We start from the raw sequence: 11,788 nt of genomic DNA, 5'->3' as shown, positions 1-11,788 counted from the left end.
GTGTGAGCCAACCTGACCGGCCCACAAGGAAGTTAATGACGCCCAATCAGTCGGCGTCTGAAGGGCTCTGGCGAACTACCTTCAGGCGGTACATCGTCAGATCCGCCGGTACGCCGCTGGTCTTGGCCGCGAGCACCTGACGGCGTGCTCGCTTGGCAACCACACCCAGTTCATCGAGGGCGGCCGGGTCGATCCGTTCCAAAGTCGGCCCGGAAACCACGATCCCGCCCTTGGCGGCGCGTTCCATGACCCGGGCGGCAATGTTGACGTCCACGCCGAGCCAGTCGTCGGCCAGCCGCTGGGGGCGGCCGGTGTGGATGCCGACCCGCATCCGCGGCGTGTGCCCGTTGACCTCGACCTCGCGGATGCCCTCTTGTGCCTCCAGGACCGCGGCGACGGCGACCAGCGGGTCCCGGAACACGGCCATCAGCCCGTCGCCCATTCGTTTGACGATGCGGCCGCCGGCGTCCAGCAGCGGCGGCTCGATCGCGCGCGACACCCGCCGCAGCAGGGTCAGGGTGGCGTCGTCGCCGGACTGCAGCGACCACGTTGAGAAGCCGACCAAATCGGTGAACACCAGCGTTGCCTCAGCATTGCCCGGCACCCGCGACATCCTCTGGGTCAGGGCCTGCCACACCTGCAGCGCGCCCAGGCTGACTTCGCGGGAGGCCGCCGAGCGATCCCCCATCAGGCGGTCGGCCGCCCGCGCGGCGGCCTGCGGCCCCCCATCTCCGGCGGTGGACAACGGATCACCGAATTCCGGATCCCCGGGCAACGCCCGTCGCACCCGCCGAACCAGGTCCACGATCCGAACGTCATTGGTGGTCCGATTCAGCCAGGCCGCGGCCTCATCCAGGGAGAACGATGGGCGGCGATTGGGGCTGGGTTCGTCGGGCATCTCCACCGCCTCCCCGAGCCCATCAGCCTGCCGAGGGGCCGGCTCGAGGTCCATGAGATTCAGGGTAGGTGGCGCTCGCCGAGACCGGCAACGACCCCGACAGTGGCACACGACACGGTTGGCGTTTTTGGGGCGACGCGCCACACCTAATGTAGACAACGATCGTTGTCACAATTATCGTAGTTTCAGGTTCCCAGACAGGAGACGTGATGACCGTTACGCCGACCGCGTCCGTTGAGCAGGCCTGCGCGCCCGCCGACGAAAACACCCCGAGCCCTGCCACAACCGCTCCCAAACCCGCTGCCGCGGTGGAGCCGTTGAACTCCGATTCCTTGACCTGGAAGTACTTCGGCGACCTGCGCACCGGGATCATGGGCGTGTGGATCGGCGCCATCGAGAACATGTACCCCGGTCTGGGCGCAGGTGTGACCGAGCACTCCAGCATCTTGAGCGAGCCGATGCAGCGCGTGACGCGGTCGGTGTACCCGATCATGGGCGTGGTCTATGACGGCATCCGGGCCCAGCACACCGGCGCCTCGATTCGCGACTACCACCGCGACATCAAGGGAGTTGACGAGAAGGGCCGGCGCTATCACGCGCTGGACCCCGACACCTTCTATTGGGCGCACGCCACGTTCTTCATGTTGATCATCAAGCTCGCCGAATACTTCGACGGCGGGCTCACCTTGGCCGAGAAGCACCAGCTCTTCGACGAGCACGTGCGGTGGTACCAGATGTACGGCATGAGCATGCGCCCCGTGCCGAAGTCCTGGGAAGAGTTCTGCGAGTACTGGAACCGAGTGTGCGAGGACGAGCTGGAGCTGACCCCTGCCGCCATCGACATCTTGAACATCCGCATCCCCAAGCCGTGGTTCGTCCCGATGCCCGACGCAGTATGGCACCAGATGTTCAAGCCGGCGCTGGCCGCCCAACGCTGGGTGGCGGCCGGACTGTTCGAGCCGGTGGTGCGGGAGAAAGCCGGTCTGCGCTGGTCAGAAGGCGACGAGGTGCTGCTGCGGCTGCTGGGCAAGGTCAGCCACGTGGCATTCAGCTTCGTGCCCGACGAGATCCGGCTGCATCCGCGCGCGCTGGCCGGATACCGACGCGAGCAGGGCAAGATCCCCAGCGACACACCGCCCATCGAAGCCCCGTGGTTCAGCGGACCACCAAAAGACCGGCGGCGCAGCGGAATGCACTACGTCCCGCCGGTGAGCCAGGGCATGAAGCTGGTCGAGCGGGCCGGGGCGCTGATGCACAGCACCTTCTCGCTGGCCGCCGGCAGTGGCCTGACCCCGCGACCGCCGCGCCGCAAGCCCAAGGCCGCCTAAGCGCGGCGCTGGGCGCGCGCGCTCTGGTAGAGGCAGATCGCTGCCGCGGCAGCAACATTGAGGCTTTCAGCGCCGCCTGCCATCGGGATGTGCACCCGGTGGTCGGCGGCGGCTGCGGCTTCGGCCGGCAATCCTTGGGCCTCCGGACCGAACAGCCAAGCGGTGGGCGCAGCCAGCACCGGATCGGCGTCGTCGAGGCTCAGTTCGCCGTCCAGGGCCGTCGCCAGTACCTGCAGTCCCGCCTGTCCCAATGCGGTGAGCACGGCATCGGTGTCGGGGGCGACTACGACTGGAATGTTGAAGATGCTGCCCGCGGACGAACGCAGGCACTTGCCGTTATAGGGATCGACGCTGTTGCCGGTCAGCACCACCAGATCGGCGCCGGTGGCGTCGGCGATGCGGATCAGAGTGCCGGCGTTACCGGGCTCGCCGATGCCCACGGCCACCGCCACCAGTCGCGGCGCCTCGGCCAGCAACGGGTGCAGCTCCGCTTCGGCGTGCGCGCACACGGCGACCAATCCGGACGGAGTAACGGTGTCCGACAAGGCTTTTGCTGCGCGGTCGGTCACCAGCTGGACCGGTACCTGCGCTGAAGCCAGCAGATCGTGGTGACGTTGCGCCGCCGATTCGGTGGCGAAGACCTCGAGGACCAGACCGCGAGAGATCGCGGCCTCGATCAGATTGGGCCCCTCGGCCAGGAAGCGCTGTTCGCGCTTCCTGGCCACGTGCCGATGCAGCTTGACCGCCGCGACCACCCGGGCCGAACGTTCGGTCAGCATCGGCTCGGTTCGGGTCAGGCAGCCTCGCCGGAAGGCGCGTTGACATCCTCGGGCAGCGCGGCCCGAGCGACCTCGACCAGCGCGGTGAACGCAGCCGCGTCGCTCACGGCGATCTCGGCGAGGTTCTTGCGGTCCACCTCGACACCAGCGGCCTTGAGGCCCTGGATCAGCCGGTTGTAGGTGATGTCGTTGGCGCGGGCCGCCGCGTTGATGCGGGAGATCCACAGCTTCCGGAACTCACCCTTGCGGGCACGACGGTCCCGGTAGGCGTAGGTCATTGAGTGCAGCTGCTGCTCTTTGGCCTTGCGGTACAGCCGCGACCGCTGGCCACGGTAACCCTTCGAAGCCTTCAGGACTGTACGGCGCTTCTTTTGGGCGTTGACTGCGCGCTTCACGCGTGCCATGGGGTGTTCCTACTCTCGTTGGGCGTAAGGGGAATTGCGGTGCGGAGAAAGCGGCAATTAGCCGTTCAGCATCGCGTTGACGCGCTTGGTGTCGCTGGCAGCCACGTCGGCGCGGCCGGCCAACCGGCGCATGCGCGTGCTCGGCTTGTGCTCGAGCAGGTGGCGGGCATTGGCCTTCTGCCGCACGATCTTGCCGGTTCCGGTGCGACGGAACCGCTTCGAAGCGCCGCTGTGGGTTTTCGCCTTAGGCATGTTTCCTCAGTTCTGGTGTCGGGTTTTCAGTTCTCGGGCTGCGGCTCGGCCGCGTCCGCCGCGGGGGCGGGAGCGGTGGCGGGTGCGGGGTGAACCGCGCCTCCACCGGCGTCCTCGGCAGCCTTGGCACGGGTTTTCGCGCCGCGGTGCGGTGCCAGCACCATCGTCATGTTGCGTCCGTCTTGCTTGGCGGAGGTCTCGACGAAGCCGTACTCGGCAACGTCGGCGCCCAGCCGCTGCAGCAGGCGGTAGCCGAGCTCGGGCCGGGACTGCTCACGGCCGCGGAACATGATCGTCACCTTGACCTTGGCCCCGGCTTCGAGGAAGCGGACCACGTGGCCCTTCTTCGTCGCATAGTCGTGGTCGTCGATCTTGGGACGCAGCTTCTGTTCCTTGACGACGGTCTGCTGCTGGTTCTTGCGAGACTCGCGCTCCTTCTGAGCCGCCTCGTACTTGTACTTGCCGTAGTCCATGATCTTGCAGACCGGCGGTTTGGCGGTCGGTGCGACTTCGACAAGGTCGAGATCGGCATCCGCGGCGACGCGAAGCGCATCTTCGATGCGCACTATGCCTACCTGCTCCCCGCCCGGGCCGATCAAACGAACCTCAGGTACACGAATGCGCTCGTTGACGCGGATCTCAGTGCTGATGGGACCTCCTTGGGTAGTCTTCGGTCGCGGCCGCCGCAGTGCTCGTCCGGACGCAGCGGCGTTGACCCCACCCACCAGCAAAAAAGCCCTGCACGAAGCAGGGCCCATACCGACCGATCACGGCCTGAATAGCATCAAGCCGCCTGCGCATCGCGCAGAGCAGGCGGTTCACACCGCCTGCGACCGGACCACTGAGCCGCCAGGATTGCTCCTCGACTAGTGGTGGGAGGGAACTCCACTTGCTGTCCTGGCGTACGCCGGGACGGTCGCGTTAGGGAGTCTAGCAGCTGTTCAGCAGTTGTTCCGCCCCGCGATCATCCCCACCGGCGATTCCACACGTCCTTTTCGTCCTTTTCGCGGTTTTCCTGCTTATTCTCGCGGGCTATGACCCTGACAGTGCCGCCCGTGCCGCGCTCGCGCAGCCGCTCGAACACCCGGTTGCACTGGGTGCCCTCCGCGGCCGCCTGGGCCGTCGGCATCGCCGCCACATTGTCACTGCTGGCGAGCATGTCACCGGTGATCCGGTGGGCGATCCGGGTGCCTCGCGAGTTCATCGACAAATACCTGTTCAACTTCCCCGACACCAGCCTGGCCTGGGCGTTCGTACTGGCCCTGCTGGCCGCCGCGCTCAGCGCGCACAAGCGCATCGCCTGGTGGTTGCTGATCGCCAACCTGGTGGTCGCCGGCGGCTGGAACGTCAGCCGGCTGGTGTCGGACACCTCCGACCGTTTCCAAGTCATCAGCGGTGTCGCGGGCCTGGCCCTGCATGTGGTCGCGATCGTGGTCCTGGTGTTGGCCCGCGACGAGTTCTGGGCCAAGGTACGGCGCGGAGCGCTGCTCAAGTCCGCCGCGACGCTGATCGCCGGGTGGGCAGTGGCGATTCTGCTGTGCTGGGGGCTCATCGAGCTGTTCCCCGGCACGGTGACACGCCCGTTGCGACTGCCCTACGTGGTGAACCGGGTGGTCGGCTTCGGGCTGCTCGAACCGGACTTCTTCCCCGGCAAACCGGACTTTGGGCTCAAGGCCCTGTGCGGGCTGCTCGGGGCGCTGGCCCTGATCATCGCGGCCATCGTGCTGTTTCTCTCGCAACGCTCCGACAATGCCCTCACCGGCCAGGACGAGTCGGCGATCCGCGGGCTGCTCGAGCAGTACGGCCAGAACGACTCGCTGGGCTACTTCGCCACCCGCCGCGACAAGTCGGTGGTGTTCGCCCCCAACGGGCGCGCCGCCATCACCTACCGGGTCGAGGTGGGCGTCTGCCTGGCCAGTGGCGATCCGGTGGGCGACCCGCGGTCGTGGCCGCAGGCCATCAACACCTGGTTGCGGGTCTGCAAGGACTACGGCTGGGCGCCCGGCGTGATGGGTGCCAGCTTCGCCGGCGCGCAGGCCTACCGCGACGCCGGACTGAGCGCTCTGGAATTGGGCGACGAAGCAATCTTGCGACCCTCGGAGTTCAAACTGTCCGGCCCGGACATGCGCGGGGTACGCCAGGCGGTCACCCGGGCCCGGCGCTCGGGCCTGACGGTGCGCATGCGTCGGCACGGCGAGATCGGCGCCGACGAGATGGCCCGCGTCATCAAACACGCCGACGCCTGGCGCGATACCGAATCCGAGCGCGGGTTCTCCATGGCGCTGGGCCGGCTCGGCGATCCGGCCGACGCCGACTGCCTGCTGGTCGAGGCGGTACGCGGAGATCCGCGCACCGGGGAGGTCGTGGCGATGCTGTCGCTGGTGCCGTGGGGGCACAGCGGGGTGTCGCTGGATCTGATGCGCCGCTCCCCGCAATCCCCCAACGGCACCATCGAACTGATGGTCAGCGAACTGGCACTGCAGGCCACCACCATCGGCGTCAGCCGGATCTCGTTGAACTTCGCGATGTTCCGGGCCGCCTTCGAGCAGGGTGCGCAGCTGGGCGCCGGCCCGGTGCTGCGACTGTGGCGGCGGCTGCTGATGTTCTTCTCCCGCTGGTGGCAGCTGGAGACGCTGTACCGGTCGAACATGAAGTATCGGCCGGAATGGGTGCCGCGCTTTGCCTGCTACGAGGACGCCCGGCTGATCCCCCGCGTCGGGGTGGCGTCGGTGATCGCCGAAGGCTTTCTGGTGCTGCCCTTCTCGCGGCGCAACGAGCAGCACACCGGACACCACTCGGCCGTGCCGGCGACGGTGGCCGCCGCCGGGCGGCTGCACAGCGACGGGACCGCACCCGACACCATCGACGGCGGTGCCGTCGGCGACTTCACCGAGCCCGGCGAGACGCGCCCCCGGCTTCCCGAACAGGTCCGGGTCCGGATGGCCAAGCTGAAATCGTTGCAGGACAGTGGCGTCGATGCCTACCCGGTGGGCGCCGCGCCCAGCCACAGTGTGACCCAAGCCCTGGCCAGCGACACCGAAGAGACCGTGTCGGTGGCCGGGCGGGTGTTGCGGATGCGCGACTACGGCGGGGTGCTCTTCGCCCAGCTGCGTGACTGGTCCGGTGAGATGCAGTTGCTGCTCGACGATTCGGTGCTCGCGCACGCCGATGGTGACGCGCGCGCCGCGGACTTCAGCGCGGGTGTCGATCTCGGCGACCTGGTCGAGGCGACCGGCCGGATGGGCCAGAGCCGCAACGGGACACCGTCGCTGCTGGTGACGCACTGGCGGCTGGTCGGCAAATGCCTGCGACCGCTGCCCGACAAATGGAAGGGCCTGACCGACCCCGAGGCCCGGCTGCGGACCCGCTACGTGGACCTGGCGATCAACACCGAAGCGCGTGAGCTGATCGCAGCACGCAGCAATGTGCTGCGCTCCATCCGGGACACCTTGTTCGCCAAGGGGTTTCTGGAGGTCGAGACCCCGATCCTGCAGCAGCTGCACGGTGGGGCCAACGCGCGCCCGTTCGTCACCCACATCAACGCCTACGACCTGGACCTGTATCTGCGGATCGCCCCGGAGCTCTATCTCAAGCGGCTGTGCGTGGGTGGGGTGGAGCGGGTGTTCGAGCTGGGCCGGGCGTTTCGCAACGAGGGCGTCGACTACAGCCACAACCCGGAGTTCACCCTGCTGGAGGCCTACCAGGCCCACGGCGACTACCTGGCCTGGATCGACGGGGCGCGCGAGCTGATTCAGAACGCCGCGGTGGCGGCCAACGGTGCCCCGGTGGTGATGCGACCGGGCGCCGGCGACAAGCTCGAAGCGGTCGACATCTCCGGGCAGTGGCCGGTGCGCACCGTGCACGACGCGGTGTCCGATGCGCTCGGTGAGCAGATCGATGCCGGCACCGATGTGGCCACGCTGCGCCGGTTGTGCGACGGTGCCGGCGTCCACTACCTGCGGCAATGGGATGCCGGGGCGGTGGTGCTCGAACTCTACGAGCACCTGGTCGAGGCCCGCACCGAGCAGCCCACGTTCTACACCGACTTCCCCACCTCGGTCTCGCCGCTGACCCGGCCGCACCGCAGCAAGCCGGGAGTGGCCGAACGGTGGGACCTGGTGGCGTGGGGTGTGGAGCTGGGCACCGCCTACAGCGAACTCACCGATCCGGTGGAGCAGCGCCGCCGTTTGCACCAGCAGTCGCTGCTGGCCGCCGGCGGGGACCCCGAGGCCATGGAACTCGACGAGGACTTCCTGCAGGCCATGGAGTACGCGATGCCGCCCACGGGCGGACTGGGCATGGGCGTGGACCGCGTCGTCATGCTCATCACCGGCCACAGCATCCGGGACACGTTGCCGTTCCCGCTGGCCAAGCCACGTTGAGCCGCATTCCGGTCCATCATGGAGGGGTGATTCTGGCGAGTGGCGAACACACCTCGCTGATGCATGGCTGGATCCCGGTCACGGTGCAGGCGGCGGCGGTGTTGGCGCTGGTTCTGGCCGTGGGCTGGCGGTCGCGCCGCTGGCTGTGGCGGCTGCCGTTGATCGGTGCCCTGGGGCTCGCCGCGGCGGGATGCGCCTACTGGTTCGCCACCGACGACGGCCTGTCCGGTCAGCCGCCGCCGATAACCCTGTGGCTGTGGATCGCGCTGACCGGCGCCGCCGCGGCGCTACTGGTCTTGGGCTGGCGGGGTGCGGCCTGGTGGCGACGCGGCATCGCCATTCTGGCGGTGCCACTGTGTCTGATCAGTGCGGGTTTGACCCTCAATGCCTGGGTCGGTTACTTCCCGACCGTGCAGAGCGCCTGGGGCAACCTGACGTCGGGGCCGCTGCCCGACCAGAGCGACATAGCTGCGGTGGATGCGATAGCCGGCTCGGGCACCCTGCCCGAGCGCGGCCACGTGCTGCAGGTGACGATCCCCGCCGACGCTTCGCATTTCAAACATCGCGGCGAACTGGTGTACCTGCCTCCGGCGTGGTTCGCCCAGAATCCGCCGCCGCCGCTGCCGGCCGTGATGATGATCGGCGGCGAGTTCAACACGCCTGCCGACTGGCTGCGCTCCGGGGGCGCCATCAAGGCCGTCGACGACTTCGCGGCCGCCCACCACGGCAATGCACCGGTGCTGGTGTTCGTCGACTCGGGTGGTTCCTTCAACAACGACACCGAATGCGTCAACGGCCCGCGTGGCAACGCTGCCGACCATCTGACCGAAGACGTGGTGCCGTACGTGATCTCGCACTTCGGGGTCAGCCCCAAAGCATCGCAGTGGGGGGTGGTCGGCTGGTCCATGGGCGGCACCTGCGCGGTCGACCTGACCGCGATGCACCCCGACAAGTTCAGCGCCTTTGTCGACATCGCCGGCGATCTGAGCCCCAACGCGGGAACCCGCTCGCAGACCATCAGCCGGCTGTTCGGCGGCAGCGTCGACGCCTGGGCGGAGTTCGACCCGTCGACGGTGATCGCCAAGCATGGCCGGTATTCCGGGGTGTCGGGGTGGTTCGCGGTCGACGGCAGCGCCACCAAGGCCGATGCCGGTGGCCAGCTCGCCGCCGCGAAGTCGCTGTGCGCGCTGGGACAGGCCAACGGCATCGACTGCGCCGTGATCTCCGAACCGGGCCAACACGACTGGCCGTTCGCCGGAAGGGTGTTCACCCACGCGTTGCCGTGGCTGGCCGCGCGGCTGAGCACCCCGGGGGTGGCGCCGGTGGGGTTCCCGAGCGTGTGACGCGGCGGTCGCGGGTGTGCTCTCGCCAGCCGCGAGTGGGAATCTGACGACGCAGCATCGGCGTGTCACGTCGTCAGATTCCCACTCGGCCAGTACTGAGCGTTGATGGTCCGCTACTTCGACCGCCGGCGGTAACGTGGCGACCATGGGTGACGATCCGACCGACCCGCAAACCGACACCGGCTACGACGCCACCGGCGTGCCGACGTTCGATTCGGTGCGCGAGAAGATCGAGCGCCGCTATGAGACCTCGATCGGCGCTCAGGAGCTGGATTCCGAGACACCCGAGGGCCGCACCGTCGAGAAGCAATTCGAGGACCGCCAGCGCGCGGCCGCCGACCGGCTGGAGCAGATCCGCAAGTCGATGCACGAGGGTGAGCACTGACCGGTGCGGACCTTCACCATCGCCGAGCGGCGAAACCGTTTGGCGCGCAGACACTTTCTTGCCCCCGGCACCGCCGACGAGCCGATCGACCGGATCGCGGCAACGCTGGTCGGGCTGCACTCCACCGATCCGGCAACCCCGTACCTGTCGCTGTGGGCGCGGCGCCCGGGCTTCGCGGTGGCCGACCTGAACGACGCCCTGTATGAAAAGCGTTCGCTGGTCAAACATCTGGCGATGCGGCGCACGCTGTGGGTGTTCGATCCCGCCGACCTACCCGCCGTGCAGGCCGCGGCCAGCGACCGGGTAGCCGACACCGAACGACGCAAGCTGATCGCCGATGTGGCCAAAGCGGGCGTCGCCGATGACGGCGAAAAGTGGCTGACCCAGGCCGCTGCCGCGGTGCTGCGGCACCTCGAGGAGAACGGCCCGGCCAACAGCATCGCGCTGCGCGCGGCCCTGCCTGAGCTGGCCGGCACCTACGATCCCGCGCCCGGCAAGTCCTACGGCGGCCAGACCCATCTGGCACCGCGCGCGCTGACCGTGCTGGGCGCGCAGGGCCACATCGTGCGGGGTCCCAACGACGGCGGCTGGACCTCGTCGCGGCCGCAGTGGACGACCGCGACGAGCTGGCTCGGTGACCTTGGCGCCCCGATGACCGCCGAACCGGCGCAGACCCAGCTGATCCGAACCTGGCTGCGGGCGTTCGGCCCGGCCACCGCCGAGGACATCAAGTGGTGGTTCGGTACCACCAAGACGGTGGTCCGCAAGGCGTTGAGTGAGATCGGCGCCGTCGACGTCGACCTGCACGGCACGCCCGGCTACGCCCTGGCCGACGACCTGGAGCCCGAACCCGAGCCCGAGCCGTGGGGTGCGCTGCTGCCGGGCCTCGACGTCACCACGATGGGCTGGTACCAGCGCGACTGGTACCTCGGCGAGCACCGTGGCCAGCTCTTCGACAACAACGGCAACGCCGGGCCCACCGTGTGGTGGAACGGCCGGATCATCGGCGGCTGGTATCAGGATGCGGCCGCCCAAGTGCAGCTGCAGCTGCTCGAAGACCCGGGCGCCCAGGCCCGTGCCGCGCTGAGCAAGCGGGCGCAGCAACTCACCGCATGGCTGGATGGGGTGCGGGTGCCGCCGCGGTTCCCGTCGCCGCTGGTGAAGGCGGCACAGCGCTGACGGCGTAGTTTCCCGAACCGGTGAACTGCCTCTTGAGCATCGTGTACCCCCAAGCCAGTACCAGCCACGGCGCGATCAACCACGGGCCGTTCAGCAGAATGAACTTGACGCCCAGATCCATGAAGCTGTCGGTATTGATCGACGGGAAGCCGGCGATGATCTCGGTGCCGTAGTAATACCAGGTCAGGACGGTGTGCGTGACGGCTGTCGACATCACCAGCAGGGTTCCCCGGTAGTCGGTGAACTTGGACCGGAACAGCAGGACGAGTCCGGTGACGCCGACGCAGGCGTTGATCACCGACAGCACTTCGATCATCAAGAAGTTGGGTTCGGCGTCCAGATAGCGCAGGTCGCCGCCGTCGATGTAGTTCCACCAGGGATACGCCCACGCCGCATCGCGGGCCCCGGCGATGGCCTTGTGCAGGATCAGCCAGCCGAGTTCCCAGGTCAGATGCGTGATGTAGGAGCAGATCACGAACGGCAGAACCACCGCCTGGAGGCGTTGGAATCGGGTCCAGGTCCGAAGCGACGGTATCGGCAGGAACGCCGCAAAAATGCCCAGGAAGTAGGCAGCGGTCGCCTGCACCACCATGGCATCGGCGATGAAGGGACGGTCGACGCTGCTGTGAAATGCCAGGTAGCTGTACGTCGGAAACGCCAAGGCCAGCGAACCGAACGCCACGATCCATACGATGCGCAGTCCGCGCGACCGCGGAAGTGTCGCCGAAATCTGGGGTGAGTTTTCCCGGCTCAGCTCTGCGGTCGCCATCGGCGCACCTCTCCCGTCTCGCCCAACCACTTGGAGTAATCTCAATTCTGTTACACAGAATCATGATTA

11 protein-coding genes are annotated in these 11,788 nt (G+C 67.9%); 5 read left to right on the top strand and 6 right to left on the bottom strand.

Features of this window, described 5'->3' with window-relative positions; all coding sequences use genetic code 11:
• Positions 1-46 precede the first annotated feature (46 nt).
• Entirely contained in the window at positions 47-952 is a 906-nt protein-coding gene (locus MJO54_RS10470) for an adenylate/guanylate cyclase domain-containing protein (RefSeq protein ID WP_275564497.1), read from the bottom strand.
• A gap of 155 nt (positions 953-1,107) precedes the next feature.
• Here MJO54_RS10470 and MJO54_RS10465 point away from each other — a divergent pair, with 155 nt between their 5' ends.
• Positions 1,108-2,226, top strand: a complete 1,119-nt coding sequence (locus tag MJO54_RS10465) for an oxygenase MpaB family protein (RefSeq protein WP_240175884.1) — start codon at positions 1,108-1,110, stop codon at positions 2,224-2,226.
• Here the strand turns inward: MJO54_RS10465 and MJO54_RS10460 are convergent.
• Genes MJO54_RS10460 through infC form a run of 4 tightly spaced genes read right to left on the bottom strand, consistent with a single transcriptional unit; the run spans position 2,223 to position 4,350 of the window.
• Positions 2,223-3,005, bottom strand: coding sequence for a TrmH family RNA methyltransferase (locus MJO54_RS10460; RefSeq protein WP_240175883.1), 783 nt, complete (start codon positions 3,003-3,005; stop codon positions 2,223-2,225). The two genes, MJO54_RS10465 and MJO54_RS10460, sit on opposite strands and share 4 nt — an antisense overlap.
• Before the next feature lie 14 nt (positions 3,006-3,019).
• Positions 3,020-3,409, bottom strand: coding sequence for a 50S ribosomal protein L20 (gene rplT, locus MJO54_RS10455; protein WP_024442881.1), 390 nt, complete (start codon positions 3,407-3,409; stop codon positions 3,020-3,022).
• A 57-nt stretch (positions 3,410-3,466) separates the two neighbouring features.
• Positions 3,467-3,661: a 50S ribosomal protein L35 gene (gene rpmI, locus MJO54_RS10450; protein ID WP_240175882.1), complete on the bottom strand. Its 195-nt coding sequence runs from the start codon at positions 3,659-3,661 to the stop codon at positions 3,467-3,469.
• Positions 3,662-3,687: 26 nt separating this feature from the next.
• Positions 3,688-4,350: a translation initiation factor IF-3 gene (gene infC / locus MJO54_RS10445; protein ID WP_275564503.1), complete on the bottom strand. Its 663-nt coding sequence runs from the start codon at positions 4,348-4,350 to the stop codon at positions 3,688-3,690.
• A gap of 345 nt (positions 4,351-4,695) precedes the next feature.
• Between infC and lysX the strand changes: the two genes are divergently transcribed.
• From lysX to MJO54_RS10425, 4 genes are all read left to right on the top strand, one after another.
• On the top strand, positions 4,696-8,043 hold the full coding sequence (gene lysX, locus MJO54_RS10440) for a bifunctional lysylphosphatidylglycerol synthetase/lysine--tRNA ligase LysX (RefSeq protein WP_240175881.1): 3,348 nt from the start codon (positions 4,696-4,698) through the stop codon (positions 8,041-8,043).
• Positions 8,044-8,102: 59 nt separating this feature from the next.
• Positions 8,103-9,386, top strand: coding sequence for an alpha/beta hydrolase (locus MJO54_RS10435; RefSeq protein WP_240175965.1), 1,284 nt, complete (start codon positions 8,103-8,105; stop codon positions 9,384-9,386).
• Positions 9,387-9,531: 145 nt separating this feature from the next.
• Positions 9,532-9,771, top strand: a complete 240-nt coding sequence (locus MJO54_RS10430; protein WP_064888553.1) for a PspA/IM30 family protein — start codon at positions 9,532-9,534, stop codon at positions 9,769-9,771.
• 3 nt (positions 9,772-9,774) lie between these two features.
• A complete protein-coding gene (locus MJO54_RS10425; protein ID WP_240175880.1) occupies positions 9,775-10,950 on the top strand; it encodes a winged helix DNA-binding domain-containing protein in 1,176 nt (391 codons plus the stop codon).
• Here the strand turns inward: MJO54_RS10425 and MJO54_RS10420 are convergent.
• Complete coding sequence (locus MJO54_RS10420) at positions 10,877-11,719, bottom strand: hypothetical protein (RefSeq protein ID WP_082108350.1); 843 nt, start codon at positions 11,717-11,719, stop codon at positions 10,877-10,879. The two genes, MJO54_RS10425 and MJO54_RS10420, sit on opposite strands and share 74 nt — an antisense overlap.
• Positions 11,720-11,788: the final 69 nt, after the last annotated feature.

Source organism: Mycolicibacter virginiensis, assembly GCF_022374935.2.
GTDB classification, from domain to species: Bacteria; Actinomycetota; Actinomycetes; order Mycobacteriales; family Mycobacteriaceae; genus Mycobacterium; species Mycobacterium virginiense.
The sequence above is the reverse complement of the archived record's forward strand: the minus strand, read 5'-3'. Positions and strand labels throughout refer to the sequence as shown.